Origin of the sequence: Enterobacter kobei, assembly GCF_001729765.1 — a bacterium.
In the GTDB taxonomy this organism is placed as follows: Bacteria; Pseudomonadota; Gammaproteobacteria; order Enterobacterales; family Enterobacteriaceae; genus Enterobacter; species Enterobacter kobei.
Map to the genome: position 1 here is coordinate 3,663,707 of NZ_CP017181.1, position 19,121 is coordinate 3,682,827.

Here is a 19,121-nt window from a genome sequence, read left to right on the forward strand (position 1 = left end):
TTATCTCGTGAACCGACAACAGTTATGGTGATCTATCAAGGTCCGCTCCTCGCTCATAGCTGCCTGTCAACGTGGTCAAGCTCCCTTATCGCAGACCAGGGGTATAAAAAATCACCTTAACGTACAATAATTTTCGATATCCAAACTGACCCCTTGATCGAGCACCTGCGGCGGCAGTCGGTCATTGTGCCCGCCCTCAACGCCGTCGAGCGGGCGAGCGCCGAAGCGATTACCCGCGCCAACCGGCGTCTCTACGACGCCTTGGCTGAGCCGCTGACGGACGTGCATCGCCGTCGCCTCGACGATCTGCTCAAGCGCCGCGACAACGGCAAGACGACGTGGCTGGCCTGGCTGCGGCAATCCCCGGTCAAACCGAACTCGCGGCACATGCTGGAACACATCGAACGCCTCAAGGCGTGGCAGGCGCTCGACCTGCCCTCCGGCATCGAGCGGCTGGTTCACCAGAACCGGCTGCTCAAGATCGCCCGCGAGGGCGGCCAGATGACGCCCGCCGACCTGGCGAAGTTCGAGCCGCAGCGGCGTTACGCGACCCTGGTGGCGCTCGCCATCGAGGGCATGGCCACCGTCACCGACGAAATCATCGACCTGCATGACCGCATCCTGGGCAAGCTGTTCAATGCCGCCAAGAACAAGCATCAGCAGCAGTTCCAGGCATCCGGCAAGGCGATCAATGCCAAGGTGCGGCTGTTCGGGCGCATCGGCCAGGCGCTGATCGAGGCCAAGCAAGCGGGCCGCGATCCGTTCGCCGCCATCGAGGCCGTCATGTCCTGGGATGCTTTCGCCGAGAGCGTCACCGAAGCGCAGCGGCTCGCGCAACCCGAGGACTTCGATTTCCTGCACCGCATCGGCGAGAGCTACGCCACGCTGCGCCGCTACGCGCCGGAATTTCTCGACGTGCTCAAGTTGCGGGCCGCGCCCGCCGCCAAGGACGTACTCGACGCCATCGAGGTGCTGCGCAGCATGAACAGCGACAACGCCCGCAAGGTGCCCACCGACGCGCCGACCGAGTTCATCAAGCCGCGCTGGCAGAAGCTGGTGATGACCGACACCGGCATCGACCGGCGCTACTACGAACTGTGCGCGCTGTCGGAGCTGAAGAACGCGCTGCGCTCCGGCGACATCTGGGTGCAAGGCTCGCGCCAGTTCAAGGACTTCGAGGACTACCTGGTGCCGCCCGCGAAATTCGCCAGCCTCAAGCAGGCCAGCGAATTGCCGCTGGCCGTGGCCACCGATTGCGACCAGTACCTGCATGACCGGCTGACGCTGCTGGAAACGCAGCTCGCCACCGTCAACCGCATGGCGCTGGCCAACGAGCTGCCGGACGCCATCATCACGGAGTCGGGCCTGAAGATCACGCCGCTCGATGCGGCGGTGCCCGATACCGCACAGGCCCTGATCGACCAGACGGCGATGATCCTACCGCACGTCAAGATCACCGAATTGCTGCTGGAGGTAGACGAATGGACGGGCTTCACCCGGCACTTCGCCCACCTGAAGTCAGGCGACCTGGCCAAGGACAAAAACCTGTTGCTGACCACGATCCTCGCCGACGCGATCAACCTGGGCCTGACCAAGATGGCGGAATCGTGCCCCGGCACGACCTACGCCAAGCTGGCCTGGCTGCAAGCCTGGCACATCCGCGACGAAACCTACGGGGCGGCACTGGCCGAGCTGGTCAACGCGCAGTTCCGACATCCCTTCGCCGGGCATTGGGGCGACGGCACCACGTCATCGTCGGACGGCCAGAACTTCCGCACCGGCAGCAAGGCCGAGAGCACCGGCCACATCAATCCGAAATACGGCAGCAGCCCAGGGCGGACGTTCTACACCCATATCTCCGACCAGTACGCGCCGTTCCACACCAAGGTCGTGAACGTCGGCGTGCGCGACTCGACCTACGTGCTCGACGGCCTGCTGTATCACGAATCCGACCTGCGGATCGAGGAGCACTACACCGACACGGCAGGGTTCACGGACCACGTCTTCGCGTTGATGCACCTGCTGGGCTTCCGCTTCGCCCCGCGCATTCGTGACCTGGGCGACACCAAGCTCTACATCCCGAAGGGCGATGCCACCTACGAGGCGTTGAAACCGATGATCGGCGGCACGCTCAACATCAAGCACGTCCGCGCCCATTGGGATGAAATCCTGCGGATGGCCACCTCGATCAAGCAGGGCACGGCGACGGCCTCGCTGATGCTCAGGAAGCTTGGCAGCTACCCGCGCCAGAACGGCCTGGCCGTCGCCCTGCGTGAGCTGGGACGCATCGAGCGCACACTGTTCATCCTGGACTGGCTGCAAAGCGTCGAGCTGCGCCGCCGCGTGCATGCCGGGCTGAACAAAGGCGAGGCGCGCAACGCGCTGGCCCGCGCCGTGTTCTTCAACCGCCTGGGGGAAATCCGCGACCGCAGCTTCGAGCAGCAGCGCTACCGGGCCAGCGGCCTCAACCTGGTGACGGCGGCCATCGTGCTATGGAACACGGTCTATCTGGAGCGGGCCGCGAACGCCTTGCGTGGCCACGGTCAAGCCGTCGATGACGGCCTGTTGCAGTACCTGTCGCCGCTCGGCTGGGAGCACATCAACCTGACCGGCGATTACCTCTGGCGCAGCAGCGCCAAGATCGGCGCGGGCAAGTTCAGGCCGCTACGGCCGCTGCAACCGGCTTAGCGTGCTTTATTTAATGAGATGGTCACTCCCTCCTTCCCGGTATTATGCTGAGGACAGGCTTTCATTCGGAGAACTATCATGGAAAACATTGCGCTCATTGGTATCGATCTGGGTAAAAACTCTTTCCATATTCATTGCCAGGATCGTCGCGGGAAGGCTGTTTACCGTAAAAAATTTACCCGGCCAAAGTTGATCGAATTTTTGGCGACATGCCCCGCTACAACCATCGCAATGGAAGCCTGTGGCGGTTCTCACTTTATGGCACGCAAGTTGGAAGAGTTGGGGCATTCCCCAAAGCTGATATCACCACAATTTGTCCGCCCGTTCGTTAAAAGCAATAAAAACGACTTTGTCGACGCCGAAGCTATTTGTGAAGCTGCATCGCGTCCGTCTATGCGTTTTGTGCAGCCCAGAACGGAATCTCAGCAGGCAATGCGGGCTCTGCATCGTGTCCGTGAATCCCTGGTTCAGGATAAGGTAAAAACAACCAATCAAATGCATGCTTTTCTGCTGGAATTTGGCATTAGCGTTCCCCGAGGAGCTGCCGTTATTAGCCGACTGAGTACCCTTCTTGAGGACAATAGTTTGCCTCTTTACCTCAGCCAGTTATTGCTGAAATTACAACAGCATTATCACTATCTTGTTGAGCAGATTAAAGATCTGGAATCCCAGTTGAAACGAAAGTTGGACGAAGATGAGGTTGGACAGCGCTTGCTGAGCATTCCCTGCGTCGGAACACTGACAGCGAGTACTATTTCAACTGAGATTGGCGACGGGAAGCAGTACGCCAGCAGCCGTGACTTTGCGGCGGCAACAGGGCTTGTACCTCGGCAGTACAGCACGGGAGGTAGGACGACATTGCTGGGAATTAGTAAGCGAGGTAATAAAAAGATCCGAACTTTGTTGGTTCAATGTGCCAGGGTATTCATACAAAAACTGGAACACCAGTCTGGCAAATTGGCCGATTGGGTCAGGGATTTACTGTGCCGGAAAAGCAACTTTGTCGTCACTTGTGCTCTGGCAAACAAGCTGGCCAGAATAGCCTGGGCCCTAACGGCACGACAGCAAACTTATGTAGCATAACGGCAGAAATACACCGGTTTAAAGAATTACTGATCTGGTTTTGCGAATACTGATATTGATGATACTAACGGCCCACCGGCCTGTTGAGGAACCTGTAAAACGGAAAGGCTCATTGAAGCCGTATATTTTCTGGAGGTTCATCAGGCGCGGAACTCATCAAGGCGCGGGAATAAAATCCCATTCAGACGCCGGATAGATTCAAGCAAGCCAACTTGTCGTCAAAATCGGTGTTGCAAAAACGGGAGTGACCATAGATTCCGTTTTCTGAGACGACCCCTGGCTGCGCGCCTACGACTTCACGACTGACCGCGGCGCCATGGCGCTCAATGACTACGCCCGCTCCAACGACCCCTTTACACGGGTCGGCCGGCAGCAGGTCGCTGTCGACGTCTCCAGCGTCATCCGCGCGTCCCCGGACAGCTTCCGCGTCGCCTGGGTCGAGCGCCGATACGAAAATGGCCAGCTCGCCGAGACCACGCGCTGGACCGCGATCCTGACGATCGTCGTGCAGATCCCCCGAAACGCCGACCGGCTCAGGGCGAACCCGCTCGGCATCTACGTCAACGCCATCAACTGGTCACGGGAGCTTGGGCAATGAAGCCGTATTTCCGTAAAGCCGGAAACCCGGCTTCACACACACACGTACTCCCGGCTCTCCGTAGAGCCGCATTCCCGGTCGTTCTGCTAGCGGCGACCGCGCTCGCGGGCTGCGCGACCACCAATCCGCCGCCGGAGATTTCCTACGACAATGCGGCTCCGGCGGTGCAGACCGTCGATCCACCCGCGCCGGTCACCGTGGTCGAGCTGCCCCGGCCGCTGCCGCTGCCTGGCCAATTGCAGCGTGTGGAGGAGACGCGGCGTGCCCCGGAGCCTTCTAATCCGACCGCTCGCGTCAACCAGGCAAACGAGGCGGCACGAGTCCAGCCGGTGCGCGACGGCTTCATTAACTCGATGCAGGTCTACCCGTGGACTCAAGGGGCGCTTTATCAAGTCTATACCGCCGTCGGGCAGATCACCGACATCGCGCTCCAACCCGGGGAGCAGCTTGTCGGCGCAGGCCCGGTGGCCGCCGGCGACACAGTGCGCTGGATCATCGGCGACACCGAGAGCGGATCGGGGGCAACGCGCCAGATCCACATCCTAGTAAAGCCCACCCGCGCCGACCTGATGACAAACCTCGTCATCAACACCAACATGCGCACCTATCACATGGAGCTGCGCTCGACAGAGCGCACCTATATGGCGTCGGTCTCATGGCAGTATCCGCAAGACCAGCTCATTGCGCTGCGCCGTCAGAACGCCGAGGCGCAGGCGGCCCAGCCGGTGGCGAGCGGCGTCGATCTCGCGAACGTCAACTTCCGCTATGCGATCGAGGGCGACCGTGCGCCGTGGCGGCCGCTGCGCGCCTTCGACGACGGACGCCAGGTCTTTATCGAGTTTCCGCGCGGCATCGGTCAGGGCGAGATGCCGCCACTCTTCGTCGTCGGCCCCGAGGGCAACACCTCTGAGCTCGTGAACTATCGCGTTCGCGGCCACCACATGATCGTTGATCGTCTGTTCGCGGCTGCCGAACTTCGCTTCGGCTCCGGCCGCGAGCAGAAGCGCGTCAGGATCGTCCGCACAGACGGGAGGCCGACCTCGTGAGCGAGAACCCGCCCCGGATTGAGGAAGTGCCGGACGACGATGCGCAGCCCCTGACCGGCGAGCCGGTCGGGCCTGCGCCGATGCGGCTGCGGGCCGAACCGCCCCGCGTCACCCGGTTGTCGCGGAAGGTTCTCGCCGGCCTCGGTCTTGTCGCCAGCGTCGGGCTCGGAGGTGCGCTGATCTACGCGCTTCAGACCCGCGACGCCGGTCGGCCGAACGACGAACTCTATTCGACCGAGAACCGCTCGACCGCTGACGGACTGGCCGGCCTGCCGCGAGATTACAGTGGCGTGCCACAGCTCGGTCCCCCTCTTCCCGGTGACCTCGGCCGGCCGATCCTTAGTACCCAGGATCGCGGACAGCCGGTGCCCACACCCGGGACGGCCACGCCCAATCCCGGCATCAGCCCGGAAGAGCAGCGCCGCCTTCAGGAAATCGAGACCGCGCGCACCAGCCGTCTCTTCTCCGGATCGGAAAGCCGGGGCACACCCGCTGCTGCGGGAGCTGCCCCAGCGCTCGCGCCGGTGCCGGATTTGGCGAGCATTGGCCTCGCTCCGCCGCCCGCCACGCCCTCGGCGCAGGACCGGCAGAACGCGTTTCTGAACGCCGCGGCCGATCGCAGGACGGTTGCGCCCGATCGCGTCGCTGCGCCAGTATCGCCGAACGTCCTTCAGGCGGGAGCAGTGATATCCGCGGCGCTGATCACCGGCATCCGATCCGATCTACCCGGCCAGATCACCGCGCAGGTCACCGAAAACATCTACGACAGCCCAACCGGCCGTATCTTGCTTGTGCCGCAAGGCACTCGTGTGGTCGGGCAGTACGACAACAACGTGCAGTTCGGCCAGAGCCGAGTCCTGCTCGTCTGGACTCGGCTCGTCTTCCCGAACGGGCGCTCGATCGTTCTCGAGCGCCAGCCTGGTGCTGACGCTGAAGGGTTCGCCGGGCTGCAGGATGGCGTCGATTACCATTGGTGGGATCTGGCCAAGGCTGCGGGATTGTCGACACTGCTGAGCGTCGGCGCCGAACTCGCGGTCGACAACGACGATCAGCTCGTTCAGGCGATCCGGAACGGTGGGCAGGACACCATCAACGACGCAGGGCAGCAGATTGTGAGGCGTCAGCTCAACGTCGCGCCCACGATCACTATTCGGCCCGGATTTCCCGTGCGCGTTCTCGTGACGCGAGACTTGGTACTGGAGCCATATGGAGGGTGATGATGTCGAAGCTTAAGCTAGGCCCCATCGCGGACGACAAGCCGCTTAAGGTACAGGTCGAGCTACCTGCAGCTCTCCACCAGGACCTTGTTGACTACGCCCACCTATTGGGCCGAGAGCAAGGTCAGTCCGCTGTTGACCCAGCTCGGTTAATCGTCCCGATGTTACAACGGTTCATCGCGACAGACCGTGGCTTCGCCAAAGCCAGGCGAACGTTGACGCCGGGGAGCGCCGATTAATCCGTGGTCCCCGCTCTAGAGGGGGTGTCGAAACACTTCAGCAGCAGCGGCAGAGTCGGGTTGTCGTTGTCACTGGAAGAAATTATAGCGGCCGTCGGCGCCCGCGCCGATGGGAGCGGGATCAACGCGATATCCGGCCGGTAGATCACGCTGGTGATGGTCAAGCCGAAGCCCTGTTCGACCATCGTCAGCAGGGTTTCTCGGCTGACTTGTTGGATCGAGAGTTGAACCGCTCCGTCTCCGGCGCCCACCATGCGCCGGAGTATGCCAGCGAGCTCACGCCCAGCGCCATCCGAGCGAACGAGGAAGACTTCGTCACAAACGTCCTCCCACGACAGCTGTGGCCGTGCTGCCAACTCGTGAAGCGGGGACAATGCCACGAACAGATCTGGTTCGCAGAGACGTCGAACTTGGAACTGAGGGCTCTTGCTCGCACTCAGGCTGATTGCTGCGTCCAGTAATCCGCGCTTCACCCCCAAAGTGTTTTCTTCTGAAGTGCCTTCCTCAAGCTTTACCTCGATCGTCGGATGTCTATTTCTGAATGCCGAGAGAATGTTGATGATCGGGCACGCCGGGAACGCTTCAAGCATTCCAAACCTCACGAGCCCGGTCTTGAGTTTCCGCGCGGAGCGGATCTCCGTTGCGGCGTTACGAAGGTAGCGCGCTCCCACCACCGCTTGTTGAAGGAAGCGCTCACCTTCTGGAGTCAGCCCTGCCCCGCTCGCGTACGCTTGAAGAGAGAAAAGCCAAGTTGGCGCTCAAACAGCTGCACACGTCGGCTGACGGTGGATTGCGATATCGATAGGCGCTCCGCCGCTCGGCGGAAGCTGCCGGCCTCGGCGACCTGAACGGCGTACTTCAGGTATCGGAGATCAAGAGTCAGGTCGGGCATGAGACCCGTCCGATCATACCGGCGGTCTCATCGGCGAACCGCCTGCGCCCGGTGAGCGGCACCCATGCACGTCCACTTTCATCGAGCCCACCCCCGCTAGCGCCTGGGGAACGAGCACGTCCGTTGATCTCAGATGTGGAATCCGAGCTGAGCCCCTCAATGAGCATGACCATGTCCGAATCTGTCATAGATGCATGCGGCGGTCATACATTTTCACACGCTTGAAGTCTATGCGCGAAGCATATATTCTTGCGGTATGGAGCCTGAGGTCGCCAAGTACCATTTAGGTGCACTCGCGTTGGCCGTTGCAGACAGCATCGCCAGTGTCTCGGCCTCGTTTTCACCAAGCGGCCCGGGGACCGCCGTGATGGTGTTACTCAGCATGGAGCCCGGACTGCCGATCAGCGTTTTGGCTACCTCGATCGGGCTTTCTCATGCCGGGACGGTGCGATTGATCGATAGGCTCGAGCGCGAACAGTTGGTGGAACGACGAAGACAAATCACCGACAGGCGGGCGCGCTTCATTCACCTCACCAATTCGGGGAAGAAGATAACGGACGCCTTGCTCAAGGCACGGGAGCAGGTGATCTCCGAATGTATTTCGCCCCTGTCGCCCAATGACCTCGACATTCTAGGCATGCTGTCGGAGCGGCTCCTTGTGGCAAACGGCTTCGACAAAGATGGCTCGGTCAGCCTTTGCCATCTGTGCGGCTACAGCAGGATCGCGCCTTCCCGTGGTAAAGCTAAGCCGGGGCGCTCGCCACGCTGGAACGTCGCATCAGAAGGCTGACGATATGATCAGGCAGGCTTGAAATAATGGGATCGTTTGCGCTCGAACTTCTTCTATGCGTACTTGCCTTCGGGTTCGGATATGCGGCGAACCAAGGCGGAACCTGTTTAGTGGTGGCCGCTCATGAGTTACACAGAAGACAGCCGCCGAAAATGTTCGTCGGATTTCTCGCAGCGTCGGCAGCGGCAGGCCTGGTTGCGGTCCCGATAGTCTGGACGGGAACACTGGGCGCAACACTCGCACCCTCGACCAGCATCAATTTCCTCCTGCTCATCGGCGCCATCGCCTTCGGCCTCGGCGCACTCATTAATGACACATGCCTGCTCGGATCGCTGGCGCGGCTTGGGGATGGGGAGATGCGACTTCTAGCTCTACCCTTGGGATTAACGATTGGTATCTTGGCTGCCGACCATGGCAGGTTCGGCTACGATTCAACATGGCCAAGCTTAATCTCCAAACCGAGCGCAACAGGCCTCGTTACTCTCCTAGCCTTCCTAGTTGTGCTCGTGCTGGCACTCGTTTTCGTTTCCACGAAGAGCGTTCTGCGAACAAAGCCGGGTTGGTCGTTCGGCGCTTCGATGATTGGACTCGGTATCACTGGCGGACTTCTATATGCACTCTCGCCGGCCTGGACCTTCGCAGACGTGATTCAACGCGCCCTTCCTCTCAGAATGTCCCCGGCCGGCGAGGTCGCGCTCACTGCGGTGATCTCTTCGATCGCAGGCGCCCTAACCGCCTCCTTTCGCCAAGGCAATCTGCGTCTCCAACTGCCGACAGCCAATGGCATTCTGCGATCTGTCGTCGGCGGCACATTGATGGGTATCGGCATCGCGCTCATACCCGGCGGGAATGATGGGTTGATCCTCGCAGCGGTTCCGACTCTTTCACCTGGTGGGATAGTCGCCTACCTTCTGATGACGACGACAATCGTCTTCGGATTTGCAGCGCGTGGTAAGTTATTCCGGCGCTGCCTTTCACGGCCATGATAAGGGCAACAGAGGACTTGCCCTCCTGACATGAGCATTTATCCCGACCGGGAATATCGGCTGACTAGCTCGTATGCCTTTGCAGGCCCTTGGACCATGATGACCACTTCAAAGGCCGCCGGCCCCAGAATCCTGTAGGTTGCATGGTAGGTGTCGTCTCCGCAGGCATAGACGCCACTCGCTTCCAACCCGGTATCCGTCCGCGAGAAACTCAAGCTGAGGAACTGCGTCCCGATATGAGGTCCGTCTGCGAACTCGACGACAACACTGTCCTCGCTCAAGCGATAGCGATACTGCCGGCACGCGGAGAATACTCTGCCATCTGCCAGTGAGAGAATGCCGCTCTCTCGATAAGCGAGCGCGCCTTCGCCGATCGCTGCTACGATTTCGGTGGGCATGGTTATCTCGTCCAGGGCCGCGTCCATCCGTACAGGCTGGACGTTTGCCAACGGGCTATAGGCCCACCCGGAGCGCCAGCCCCATCAAGTCAAAATCCCGCAAAGGTCGCGCGTTTGCTGGGTAAAGGCATCGCCGATGAGGATGGCTTCGTGAGGCAGCGAAGCGCGAGCCAGCCGCTCGACATATCTCGCTTATTAGTATATGGTATATGCGTCGCGCATATACTGCAACGCCTGCCCGAAGCACGTAGACGACGTTCGTGACGTTCCCACGGGACCACTGTTGAGGAATTTTAGATGAGCATTTTCGACCGTTATGAATTTCTTGTCCCCGAGCACGGTCGGAGGGATCTTGGCCTGCTTAGATGGGCTCTCGTGATCGTATTTCTGTGGTTCGGCGCGATGAAGTTCACAGCGTACGAGGCCTATGGTATCGCCCCGTTTATCGAACACAGCCCGATCATGAATTGGCTCGGCATGTTCGGGACGCAGGGGCAAAGCTATTTCATCGGCGTTATCGAGTTATCGACCGGTCTCGTTCTGATCCTTGGTGCATTTCGTCCACTCTTCTCTGCGCTAGGCGCACTAATGTCAGCAGCGACCTATCTGATCACGCTGACCTTTTTCATCACCACTCCAGGTGTCGCGGAGCAGACTGCCGGCGGCTTTCCTGCGATTTCGGCTGCACCAGGGCAGTTTCTACTGAAGGACGCAGTTCTGCTAGCGGCGTCCCTCGTGCTGCTGCGTGCTTCGGTCCGCCACAGAGGGGCGCTTGTGCTCTCGTGACTGTGGTCCTCTCGTGACGGCGGGCGTGCAAATCCTGCAGAACCTCCGCGGGGCATGGATGCTCCGTCGCGATATCGAGCCCGGAGGCGCTCAGCTGCATGGCGACGCGGTCTTCGCCCGTTTCGCCGCAATCCCCGACGTCGTGGAGCACGGACTGTTCCTCAATGGGATTGATACAATCGTGATCGCGCGCGGTGACACGATGGAAGTGCGACGCCGGGGGCAAGCTAGGTCTCGCTGATCTGCACCTGCGCGGCCTGGATGACAGCGCTGACGCGGAGTGATTCTCGGGCGCGACCTACGGCGATTCCGAGCGAAAAGGCTTGCCCTATAGCCGCCAGGTATCAACGGTTCCGCGGCCTTAACGAGCCGGACCCGTTTTTTTCGGCGCGCTCGATCAGTCGAAATCCTCCGAAACCCTTCTAAAACAGGACATTTTCCACAAGCCGCGCGGAGGAAGAGGACCACGGTATGGCTTGCTGTCTATGCTCCGCGCACATATAGATGTGGCAATGGATGGACCTCGAGATCGAAACATTTTCGGGGCGTTCGCACTCATGATCAGCGACGACATCGTTCGCGCTAGTTCATCGCGGGCGCCGGAAGCTGGACCCGCCGCCTCAGCGCTGGCGTTGCTCGCGCACAAGCCCGGGCTCTCGATCCGTATGCTTGCGATCGGGGTGGGCCTTTCACATGCTGGAACTGTTCGCCTGGTGGATAGATTGGTAAGCGAGGGATTGATCGAGCGTAGGGAGCATTCGACAGACGGGCGCGCGCGATCCCTCTATCTTACTCCAACTGGCAAGGTCGCGAGCGACGAGGTCCTGGCCTCGCGCGATCAAGTGATTGCCGAAGGGCTATCGATCCTTAATCCAGACGAACTGAAAACCTTATCGGACATCGCTGAACGCGTTCTCCGAAATCGCTTGGAAAACCTCGAGCAGTCATACCGCATCTGCCGCTTGTGCTGCTACGAGGGCTGCACGAACTGCCCCGTCGATGCCGAATTGCATGAGCGAGGTGTGGACCGCGAGAAGAACGACGACGCGTAGGAGACTCGCAATTGCGGCAGCTCAACGCTGCTCAGATGGCGGGGCTTCATAATGTCAGCGAGCCTACCATCAGCCGCATTCTTTTGGCTACGCGTCAAGCCGGCCGATCGGGCATGGCGGTCTCATTCTAATATGTCGGTGATCGCCCCACTTTTAGCCGCTCAATTGATCGGAACGCGGTTTCGGAAGCGGCCGTTCAAACCACTCGCTGCATTCCCATTTCTCTATGTCCGATAGGTAGTTTCGGGGAAAAGCAGTCGGGAACAGGTTTCGGGAACGCATGCTCCGGCAGGAGCGCAGCGCGCGTCCCAAACGCGTTTTCCCGGTAGAGCTTCCCAATCGGCAAAGTGCGGGCCACCTCAGACTGCGAACGCGAAAAACCGCCTGGCTGGTCACTCAAGGCAGGGTAACGACGATTTTCGCTGCGGATACACCCGCCTTCAGGGCTTCCAAGGCAGCCTGGAGCATTTCAAGGCCCTGGCCCACGATCTTCGCCGGAGGGGCGGGGACGAACGTGCGCGCCGCGAGAGCCTGCGGCAGGAATTCGCGGTAGATCATTGGACCAACCTCGTCATCCTTGAGGCTCGTCCCGGAGATGTGCGTCGCCTCGACTCCAAATGAACGCTCGTCGGGCGGGGCCAGCGTCGCTGCCACCCGGCGCGAGCCCTCGCATCTCGCAACTACGGCAAAACAGTCTTTCATGTGACCGGTCGCGTGAAGCGTTCCAGCGAGACTGCGCCCGCGCATTGCCTCAATCACGTCTTCCACGATGGCTGGACTCGAGTGGTCAAGAACCTCGCTTGCACCCAGCTCCTTCAACAGGCCGACGTTGCGCGCCGAAGCGGTGGCGACGCACCTGTAGCCCGACGCCACCGCGAGCTGGATGGCGTTGCAGCCAACGCTCGACGATCCACCCCAGACCAGAACGACCTCTGGACGCGCGGTCGGCGAGTGTAACGGTGGCGCGAGAGCCAACTGTGTCCATCCGTAGAGCCCGCTTGCGGCGGTGCCAAGGCCAAGCGGGAGGACTGCCGCATCAGCGAAGGCAATGTTGTTGGGGATCGGCGCCGCCATGTGGTCCAGCACGATCGTGTGGTGCTGGAACGCACCCTGCGCAGGTTGATTTACGGTTGTCCCGACCGCCTGTCCGATGACTCGATCGCCGACCTTGAACCGCTCGACCGCGCCACCGACCGCCGCGACCTCACCGGAGACGTCGCTGCCGAGAATCGCGGGATAGTCGAGCCATGGCAAAAGCGCGACGTCCTGCAGAATCCAGTCGAGTGGGTTGATCGCGATGGCCGCGTTGCGGATCAATATCTCGTTCGCCGCCAGATGCGGCAGAGCGGTGACACCGATCCTCAGTGGCTGCCCCGGCGCTTTCTGCCAGGCGGCCTGATTAGTCACGGTTTCGGTCATCATCAACTCTTTCTGTCAAGTATTACAGCTGGGCGTTCGTCTGAGCGGTCCAACCGCCAGGTCGGGCGCACGAAGTGGCAGCTATAGCCCCCAGGATAGCGCACCAGGTATTCTTGGTGCTCTGGCTCCGCCTCCCAAAAGGGTTCTTCTGGGTTGATCTCCGACACGACCGGGCCTGGCCAGCTTCCTGATGCCTCGATTTCCGCGATGGTTGTGAGGGCGACTTCCTTCTGCACTTCGGTGGTGTAGAAAATCGCCGATCGATAGCTCGGACCGACATCGCTGCCTTGTTGCTCGTAGGTCGTGGGGTCATGTATCTGGAAGAAGAGTTCCAAGAGCGAGCGATAGGCGAGAACGGAAGGGTCGAAGGTCACTTCCACTGCTTCCGCATGGCCGTAATGTCTCGCGTAGGTCGGATCAGGCATTTCTCCGCCTGTGTAACCGACACGCGTCGAAATGACTCCCCTGGCTCGGCGCAGCAAATCCTCCATGCCCCAGAAGCAGCCGCCTGCGAGAATTGCTCGCTCTGTCGCGGCCGCCCTATTGCCGGTAGGCGATTGGCTCACAGTCCGTTCGCCCTCCTCCGTGTGCGCCACGGTCAAGCCAGCCTCGCGGGATCCGCAGCCTGACTGGCGCTCAAGAGCTCGGTCTGCACGTCCGAACCCCGGATGAGACTCAGATCGACGGGACACCGATCAGCGATCGCGAGGATCCGAGCGCGCTGATCATCACTCAGCGGCCCATCGAGGACAATGGTGCGGGTGAACCGGTCGGGTGGCATCATGTCCGGCACCTTCTCGTGCTGCACGGTCGTGCTCGCCCGTTCGAGCGGAAAGCCCTTGCGGTTCGCATAGAGACGCATCGTCATCACCGTGCAGGCTGCGAGGCCGGCAGATACGAGTTCGTAGGGAGATAGTCCGGTCCCGAGGCCACCGACCGATGCTGGCTCGTCGGCGAACAGAGTGTGCTCGCCGCTGCGGACCTTGAGCTGGAACGTCCCTGCAAGAGTTTCGGTGGAGACGACGCCCTCCGCAACCTCGACCTGCGGAAGATCCGCGCTGAGTGGTGGGAGAAAGCGGCTCGCCCAAACCGCCACCATGGCCGCGGCGTAGTTCGCGTCCGCGACGTCGGTGAGAAGGTGATCCGCGTTGTCGAGCGAGATGAAGCTTTTAGGGTGCCTGGACGCGACGAAGATGCGCGACGCGTGGTCGATGCCGACCACCTGATCCAGCGGAGAGTGCATGACCAGCACCGGCCGTCGCAGGGAGGCAATGGCCTTCTCGACGTCGATCCCCTCAACCGCCTCAAGGAACCCTCGGCGAATGAGGAAGGGCCTACCGGCAATCTCCACCGAGGCCTCGCCCTCGCTCGCGATGGTGTCCAGATCATTCGGTCCGAAGAGGCGCAAGATATGCTGAAGGTCGGCCGGCGCACCAATCGTCGCTACCGCCGCAATATCAGGCATGTCGGCGGCGGCTACGATCGCAGCGGTGCCACCCAGGCTGTGCCCGACGAGGAGGGACGGTGACATGCCCGCCGCCGCCATCGCATTTGCGGCGGCCCGAAGGTCCTCGACGTCCGACGCGAAGTTCACAGGTTCTCCCGTCCCACCGCCGATCCCGGTCCCGGCGAAATCGAACCTCAAGACCCCGATGCCCGCACGCGACAGCGCGCGCGAGATGTGAACAGCGGCGCGACTGTCTTTCCCGCACGTGAAGCAGTGGGCGAAGATCGCCCAGCCCCGCGGCGTCCCTTCCGGCGGTTCGAGGTGCCCGGACAGCGGAGAGCCAGCCCCACTGACAAACGTAAATGATCTTCCTGCCATGTCCATCAAACCTCCAGCACGCGGCTTGGCGGTTGCGCTCTCAGAACCTTCGACGGAGCTGAGCGGAGCGCACCGCCAACCGGTAATCGTCATCTCAGGCTATCATTTATATGTCTGGCGCATATAGACAAGCCCCTATACCATGATTATATGCGCCAAGCATACTTCTGCGACCTGCTTTCCAAAGGCGGTCTCACGGAAGAGGTATCAGTCAGGCGCGTGGGCCAAAGGACTATGGAACTCAATCAAGTCAGCTATTTCATCAACTTGGCCGAGACGCTGAATTTCACAGCGGCCGCTCGCTTGAGCGGTGTGTCACAGCCAAGTCTGACCCGCGCGATCCGCCGCTTGGAAGATGAGCTTGGCGGGCCGCTGATCTATCGCGACGGGAAGAACAGCCGCCTGACTGGCCTTGGCCATGACGTCGAGGCAGAATTCCGGCGCATGGTGGTCGCGATGAAGAGCGTTCGCAATCACTCGGAGCACTGGGCGATGGGGGGGCACCGCGTGCTGGATGTCGCCGTCGCGCCCACCGTCGGACCAAAGGAATTTACGGCATTCTTCGAGAGCGCATTGGCGGAGATGCCATCCATCGAAATCAAGCTGCACTCGCTCCAGTCGAACGAGGACACATCGGAGGTGCTTTCAGGAAAATACCACGCGTGCATCATGCCGCGTGAAACAAGACCGGAACGCAAGCTGGATGTGCATCCTCTATTTCGGGAGCGCTTCGTGCTCGGCTGTTCTGCAAACCATCCCTTGGCTGCCAACGAGATCGTGCGCGGCGAAGACCTGCTCGAGTTTCCTTTCGTCGATCGCCTGAAATGCGAGTTTCGCGATCGGATCCTCGATCACTTCGCGCGACGGGACTTGCTCATGCGACCTCGCTTTCGATCAGATCGCGAGGACTGGGTGCAACGGGTCGTCGCTGACGGCCACGCCATATGCATTCTTCCGGAACGATCGCCGACCGTGCAAGGCCTCGTCACTCGGCCGATCGACGGATTTGTCTTGGAGCGCGAAGTCGTGATCGCGACAGTATCCGGCTCCACGGCAACGGTCGAGATACGGAACATCGCGCAGCTGGCAGCCCGGTATGAGTGGAACTGAATCACGACGTGAAGAGCTTCGGCGCTATGGAAACTATACGCGCAGCGTATTGGATAAATCTGGGGCGCACTGCTATAGTCGGCGCAATGACTGCAAAGATAAATGACAGTGTGTCGAGCTCTCTAGATTAATTATTGGAGACTATCATGAAGTTTGAGAAGTCACAGGCAGCAGTTGACCGCCTGACCCCCGAGCAACGCCGGATTACCCAGGATTCGGGGACCGAAAGGCCCTTCACGGGTGAGCACAACGACAACAAGGAGCCTGGCATCTACGTCGACATAGTGTCGGGAGAGCCGCTGTTCGCTTCAACGGACAAGTTCGATTCGGGTACTGGCTGGCCCAGCTTCACCAAGCCGATCGTTCCGGCAAACGTGAACGAGGTGCGGGACAGTGCACACGGCATGGTCCGGACGGAGGTCAGGTCGGTACACGCCGACAGCCATCTGGGCCACGTTTTCCCGGACGGTCCTTCCGACCGCGGCGGTCTGCGCTACTGCATCAACTCTGCGTCCCTTCGCTTCATCCCGCGCGACGAGATGGAGTCCGAGGGATACGGTGAATATCTCGATCAAGTAGAGGAGGCTTAACATGCATCAGCGCGCTGTTCTCGCAGGAGGATGTTTCTGGGGCATGCAGGATCTGATCCGCAAGCGGCCCGGCATCATCTCGACCCGTGTGGGTTACACGGGCGGCGATATTCCGAACGCCACGTATCGTAATCACGGCACGCATGCCGAGGGGATCGAGATTGTCTTCGACCCGACAGTGACGAGCTACCGGCACATCCTGGAATTCTTCTTCCAGATCCACGATCCGACGACGCTGAACCGCCAGGGCAATGATCGTGGGCTCTCCTACCGGTCGGGCATCTATTATGTCGACGAGGAGCAGAAGCGCGTCGCCGAGGATACGATCGCCGATGTGGATGCCTCGGGGCTGTGGGATGGCAAAGTGGTGACCGAGGTCCAGCCGGTCGGCGAGTTCTGGGAGGCCGAGCCCGATCACCAGGATTATCTGGAGAAGCGGCCGGGCGGCTACACCTGCCACTTCGTCCGTCCCGACTGGGTTCTTCCAAAGCGGCATGAGGCCGGCGATGTGAGCCCTGCGGCCGGGGCTGCAGCGGAATAGGCTTCGCTGCCGTTAGTGCCGCGCCGATCCGGTTCGCAACCTCCGACGACCGCGTCAATCGACGCGGTCGTCGAACCCGGCCTTGAAGCAGATCATTCCATTCAGCCGCCGTCGCAGTGCCAGGATCCAGATATGACAGACCTCTCCTCCTTTCCCATCACGCAGCGCTGGCCAGCATCTTATCCGGATCGCTTGCAACTATACGCGGCCCCCACGCCCAACGGCGTCAAGGTCTCGATGATGCTGGAGGAGACTGGCCTGCCGTATGAGCCCCACTTCGTCGACATCTCGAACAACGAGTCGAAGGATCCAGCGTTCGTGTCGTTGAATCCCAACGGCCGCATACCCGCGATCATCGATCCGGCTGGCCCTGACGGCCAGCCCATTGGCATATGGGAAACCGGTGCGATCCTCATCTATCTGGCCGACAAGACGGGGCAGCTCATCTCAACAACACCCGCCCAGCGGTACGAGACTCTGGCCTGGGTGTTCTTTCAGGTGTCGGGCGTTGGGCCGACCTTCGGACAGCTAGGCTTTTTCCTGCGATTTGCCGGCAAGGACTATGAGGACAAGCGACCTCGGCAGCGCTTTGTTGATGAATCCAGGCGTCTTCTCGGGGTCCTGGATCACCGGCTGGAGGGCCGCGAATGGATTGTCGATGATTACTCGATCGCGGACATTGCGACGTTTGGCTGGGTGAATGCGCTGGTCGAATTCTACGCAGCGGGCGACATCCTCGGCCTAAGCAGCTATTCGAACGTGCAGGCATGGCTCGAACGCGGGCTGGCGCGACCGGCTGTACAGCGTGGCCTGCGAATTCCTGCGAGGCCTGCATGACCATTATCGCCGCATATTATTACAACGAAGGTAAGCGAGTCCGTGAAATCAGGCTCGATGAGCACGTCGAACTAAACGAGAATCGCTCGGGCTTCTGCTGGATCGCGCTTAGCGAGCCCACCGCAGACGAACTCAGCGCGATCCAGACGACGTATAACCTCCATCCTTTGGCGATCGACAACGCCATGCACCCGCTGTGCCCGCCCAAGCTCGAGGTCTACAACGATGAGTTGTACGTCGTCGCCCAGACCGCCGAGCTGGTCGGCGACCGGATCAGCTACGGCAAGATGGCGATCTTCACCGGTCACAATCACCTTATCACCGTGCGGCACGGCAATGCCGGAGCGCTGGGCAAACTTCGGGAGCAACTCGAGGCATCGCCGACGCAGTTCGGCAAGGGTGTCGACTATGTGCTGCACGCGATCTTGCACCGAGTGGTCGACCAGTATCTGCCCATCTTCGAAATGATCGAGGACGACGTCCTGGCGATGGAGCGACGGTCGCTGCACGATTTCCTCGGGCCAGAAGAGGTGGCGCGAATCTTCGAACTAAGGTCCGAACTCACGCGGTTCCAGCGCACGCTCGGGGCTATGGCCGAGCTGGTGCGAAAGCTCGTTCGCGGCCACTTTCCCTGCATCAGCGCCGAAATGACACCATATTTCCACGACGTCGCGGACCATGTCCACCGCGTGCAGTCCATGGTCGACGGCCTCCTGCTTGTCCTGTCCACGGTCTTCGAGGCCAGCAGCCTTCTGGAAGCGCAAAGGATCGGTGTGGTCACTCGCCAGCTCGCGGCCTGGGCGGCGCTCTTGGCGGTCCCGACGGCGATCGCCGGAATATATGGCATGAACTTCAAGCACATGCCGGAACTGGACACGCCATATGGCTACTTCGTCGTGCTCGGAGTGATAGCGGTGTTCTGCCTTCTCCTATTCATGCGCTTCAAGAAGGCCAAGTGGCTATGAGTAACGCACTTCGCGAGCTTCTCCGTCCGCCGAGTCACAGCGCGCTTTGTGCGCGAGCG

Annotated in this window: 20 protein-coding genes and 1 pseudogene; 15 read left to right on the plus strand and 6 right to left on the minus strand. The window is 60.8% G+C overall.

Annotated elements, in window-relative coordinates; genetic code table 11:
• Nucleotides 1-153 precede the first annotated feature (153 nt).
• The 6 genes and pseudogenes from BFV64_RS17670 to BFV64_RS17695 all read left to right on the plus strand — a co-directional run.
• Nucleotides 154-2,688, plus strand: a pseudogene (locus tag BFV64_RS17670) (Tn3-like element ISPa38 family transposase); the annotation flags it as partial.
• Nucleotides 2,689-2,766: 78 nt separating this feature from the next.
• A complete protein-coding gene (locus BFV64_RS17675; protein WP_022542389.1) occupies nt 2,767-3,771 on the plus strand; it encodes an IS110-like element IS4321 family transposase in 1,005 nt (334 codons plus the stop codon).
• Nucleotides 3,772-4,087: 316 nt separating this feature from the next.
• On the plus strand, nt 4,088-4,369 hold the full coding sequence (trbF, locus tag BFV64_RS17680; protein ID WP_018716215.1) for a conjugal transfer protein TrbF: 282 nt from the start codon (nt 4,088-4,090) through the stop codon (nt 4,367-4,369).
• Nucleotides 4,366-5,415 carry a P-type conjugative transfer protein TrbG gene (gene trbG / locus BFV64_RS17685; RefSeq protein ID WP_011191356.1) on the plus strand — a complete coding sequence of 350 codons (1,050 nt, stop codon included), beginning with the start codon at nt 4,366-4,368 and terminating at the stop codon, nt 5,413-5,415. The genes trbF and trbG overlap by 4 nt, the downstream gene beginning before the upstream one ends.
• Nucleotides 5,412-6,632: a TraB/TrbI/VirB10 family type IV secretion system protein gene (locus BFV64_RS17690; protein WP_011191355.1), complete on the plus strand. Its 1,221-nt coding sequence runs from the start codon at nt 5,412-5,414 to the stop codon at nt 6,630-6,632. Before trbG ends, BFV64_RS17690 begins: the two co-directional genes overlap by 4 nt.
• A gap of 2 nt (nt 6,633-6,634) precedes the next feature.
• Entirely contained in the window at nt 6,635-6,871 is a 237-nt protein-coding gene (locus BFV64_RS17695; protein WP_026227538.1) for a DUF2274 domain-containing protein, read from the plus strand.
• Here the strand turns inward: BFV64_RS17695 and BFV64_RS17700 are convergent.
• Complete coding sequence (locus BFV64_RS17700) at nt 6,868-7,545, minus strand: LysR family substrate-binding domain-containing protein (RefSeq protein ID WP_472612147.1); 678 nt, start codon at nt 7,543-7,545, stop codon at nt 6,868-6,870. The two genes, BFV64_RS17695 and BFV64_RS17700, sit on opposite strands and share 4 nt — an antisense overlap.
• A gap of 32 nt (nt 7,546-7,577) precedes the next feature.
• Nucleotides 7,578-7,763: a helix-turn-helix domain-containing protein gene (locus BFV64_RS25960; RefSeq protein WP_235611126.1), complete on the minus strand. Its 186-nt coding sequence runs from the start codon at nt 7,761-7,763 to the stop codon at nt 7,578-7,580.
• A 367-nt stretch (nt 7,764-8,130) separates the two neighbouring features.
• On the opposite strand from BFV64_RS25960, the gene BFV64_RS17705 reads away from it, so the two are divergent.
• Together BFV64_RS17705 and BFV64_RS17710 are read left to right on the plus strand one after the other, a co-directional pair.
• Nucleotides 8,131-8,553 carry a MarR family winged helix-turn-helix transcriptional regulator gene (locus tag BFV64_RS17705; RefSeq protein ID WP_223296479.1) on the plus strand — a complete coding sequence of 141 codons (423 nt, stop codon included), beginning with the start codon at nt 8,131-8,133 and terminating at the stop codon, nt 8,551-8,553.
• Nucleotides 8,554-8,579: 26 nt separating this feature from the next.
• Nucleotides 8,580-9,539 (plus strand): YeeE/YedE thiosulfate transporter family protein, encoded by a 960-nt coding sequence (locus BFV64_RS17710; protein WP_004099025.1) that lies wholly within the window; start codon nt 8,580-8,582, stop codon nt 9,537-9,539.
• Between the two features lie 38 nt (nt 9,540-9,577).
• On the opposite strand, the gene BFV64_RS17715 is transcribed toward BFV64_RS17710, so the two are convergent.
• Complete coding sequence (locus BFV64_RS17715; protein ID WP_166479491.1) at nt 9,578-9,937, minus strand: DUF6314 family protein; 360 nt, start codon at nt 9,935-9,937, stop codon at nt 9,578-9,580.
• Between the two features lie 297 nt (nt 9,938-10,234).
• Between BFV64_RS17715 and BFV64_RS17720 the strand changes: the two genes are divergently transcribed.
• Together BFV64_RS17720 and BFV64_RS17730 are read left to right on the plus strand one after the other, a co-directional pair.
• Nucleotides 10,235-10,723, plus strand: a complete 489-nt coding sequence (locus BFV64_RS17720; protein ID WP_004099027.1) for a YkgB family protein — start codon at nt 10,235-10,237, stop codon at nt 10,721-10,723.
• Nucleotides 10,724-11,280: 557 nt separating this feature from the next.
• Nucleotides 11,281-11,775, plus strand: coding sequence for a MarR family winged helix-turn-helix transcriptional regulator (locus BFV64_RS17730; protein WP_004099028.1), 495 nt, complete (start codon nt 11,281-11,283; stop codon nt 11,773-11,775).
• A gap of 396 nt (nt 11,776-12,171) precedes the next feature.
• Here BFV64_RS17730 and BFV64_RS17735 read toward each other — a convergent pair whose 3' ends face one another.
• From BFV64_RS17735 to BFV64_RS17745, 3 genes are read right to left on the minus strand one after another with little or no spacing between them, the layout of a single operon-like run.
• Nucleotides 12,172-13,197, minus strand: a complete 1,026-nt coding sequence (locus BFV64_RS17735; protein ID WP_069602321.1) for a zinc-binding alcohol dehydrogenase family protein — start codon at nt 13,195-13,197, stop codon at nt 12,172-12,174.
• Nucleotides 13,197-13,886, minus strand: coding sequence for a peptide-methionine (S)-S-oxide reductase MsrA (gene msrA / locus BFV64_RS17740; protein ID WP_425267728.1), 690 nt, complete (start codon nt 13,884-13,886; stop codon nt 13,197-13,199). Before msrA (BFV64_RS17740) ends, BFV64_RS17735 begins: the two co-directional genes overlap by 1 nt.
• Complete coding sequence (locus BFV64_RS17745) at nt 13,793-15,025, minus strand: bifunctional alpha/beta hydrolase/OsmC family protein (RefSeq protein ID WP_004357650.1); 1,233 nt, start codon at nt 15,023-15,025, stop codon at nt 13,793-13,795. The genes msrA (BFV64_RS17740) and BFV64_RS17745 overlap by 94 nt, the downstream gene beginning before the upstream one ends.
• Before the next feature lie 228 nt (nt 15,026-15,253).
• Between BFV64_RS17745 and BFV64_RS17750 the strand changes: the two genes are divergently transcribed.
• The 5 genes from BFV64_RS17750 to BFV64_RS17770 all read left to right on the plus strand — a co-directional run bounded on the left by BFV64_RS17750 (nt 15,254) and on the right by BFV64_RS17770 (nt 19,062).
• A complete protein-coding gene (locus tag BFV64_RS17750) occupies nt 15,254-16,129 on the plus strand; it encodes a LysR family transcriptional regulator (protein ID WP_011191349.1) in 876 nt (291 codons plus the stop codon).
• Nucleotides 16,130-16,275: 146 nt separating this feature from the next.
• The gene (gene msrB / locus BFV64_RS17755) at nt 16,276-16,719 is read left to right on the plus strand and encodes a peptide-methionine (R)-S-oxide reductase MsrB (protein WP_004099035.1); all 444 of its coding nucleotides are present in this window, start codon (nt 16,276-16,278) and stop codon (nt 16,717-16,719) included.
• 1 nt (nt 16,720) lies between these two features.
• Nucleotides 16,721-17,260 carry a peptide-methionine (S)-S-oxide reductase MsrA gene (msrA, locus tag BFV64_RS17760; RefSeq protein ID WP_004099036.1) on the plus strand — a complete coding sequence of 180 codons (540 nt, stop codon included), beginning with the start codon at nt 16,721-16,723 and terminating at the stop codon, nt 17,258-17,260.
• Between the two features lie 132 nt (nt 17,261-17,392).
• On the plus strand, nt 17,393-18,097 hold the full coding sequence (locus tag BFV64_RS17765; RefSeq protein WP_004099038.1) for a glutathione S-transferase N-terminal domain-containing protein: 705 nt from the start codon (nt 17,393-17,395) through the stop codon (nt 18,095-18,097).
• Complete coding sequence (locus BFV64_RS17770) at nt 18,094-19,062, plus strand: magnesium and cobalt transport protein CorA (protein ID WP_004357645.1); 969 nt, start codon at nt 18,094-18,096, stop codon at nt 19,060-19,062. Before BFV64_RS17765 ends, BFV64_RS17770 begins: the two co-directional genes overlap by 4 nt.
• Nucleotides 19,063-19,121 lie beyond the last annotated feature (59 nt).

Excerpts from the sequence above, each read along its gene's own strand:
- BFV64_RS17705 (WP_223296479.1), top strand. The coding sequence starts at position 8,131 with ATGGTGTTACTCAGCATGGAGCCCGGACTGCCGATCAGCGTTTTGGCT.
- BFV64_RS17765 (WP_004099038.1), top strand. The coding sequence starts at position 17,393 with ATGACAGACCTCTCCTCCTTTCCCATCACGCAGCGCTGGCCAGCATCT.
- BFV64_RS25960 (WP_235611126.1), bottom strand. The coding sequence starts at position 7,763 with ATGCCCGACCTGACTCTTGATCTCCGATACCTGAAGTACGCCGTTCAG.
- trbF (WP_018716215.1), top strand. The coding sequence starts at position 4,088 with ATGGCGCTCAATGACTACGCCCGCTCCAACGACCCCTTTACACGGGTC.
- BFV64_RS17675 (WP_022542389.1), top strand. The coding sequence starts at position 2,767 with ATGGAAAACATTGCGCTCATTGGTATCGATCTGGGTAAAAACTCTTTC.
- trbG (WP_011191356.1), top strand. The coding sequence starts at position 4,366 with ATGAAGCCGTATTTCCGTAAAGCCGGAAACCCGGCTTCACACACACAC.
- BFV64_RS17735 (WP_069602321.1), bottom strand. The coding sequence starts at position 13,197 with ATGATGACCGAAACCGTGACTAATCAGGCCGCCTGGCAGAAAGCGCCG.
- BFV64_RS17710 (WP_004099025.1), top strand. The coding sequence starts at position 8,580 with ATGGGATCGTTTGCGCTCGAACTTCTTCTATGCGTACTTGCCTTCGGG.
- msrA (WP_004099036.1), top strand. The coding sequence starts at position 16,721 with ATGCATCAGCGCGCTGTTCTCGCAGGAGGATGTTTCTGGGGCATGCAG.
- BFV64_RS17720 (WP_004099027.1), top strand. The coding sequence starts at position 10,235 with ATGAGCATTTTCGACCGTTATGAATTTCTTGTCCCCGAGCACGGTCGG.
- BFV64_RS17730 (WP_004099028.1), top strand. The coding sequence starts at position 11,281 with ATGATCAGCGACGACATCGTTCGCGCTAGTTCATCGCGGGCGCCGGAA.
- BFV64_RS17750 (WP_011191349.1), top strand. The coding sequence starts at position 15,254 with ATGGAACTCAATCAAGTCAGCTATTTCATCAACTTGGCCGAGACGCTG.
- BFV64_RS17695 (WP_026227538.1), top strand. The coding sequence starts at position 6,635 with ATGTCGAAGCTTAAGCTAGGCCCCATCGCGGACGACAAGCCGCTTAAG.
- BFV64_RS17745 (WP_004357650.1), bottom strand. The coding sequence starts at position 15,025 with ATGGACATGGCAGGAAGATCATTTACGTTTGTCAGTGGGGCTGGCTCT.
- msrB (WP_004099035.1), top strand. The coding sequence starts at position 16,276 with ATGAAGTTTGAGAAGTCACAGGCAGCAGTTGACCGCCTGACCCCCGAG.
- BFV64_RS17715 (WP_166479491.1), bottom strand. The coding sequence starts at position 9,937 with ATGCCCACCGAAATCGTAGCAGCGATCGGCGAAGGCGCGCTCGCTTAT.
- BFV64_RS17770 (WP_004357645.1), top strand. The coding sequence starts at position 18,094 with ATGACCATTATCGCCGCATATTATTACAACGAAGGTAAGCGAGTCCGT.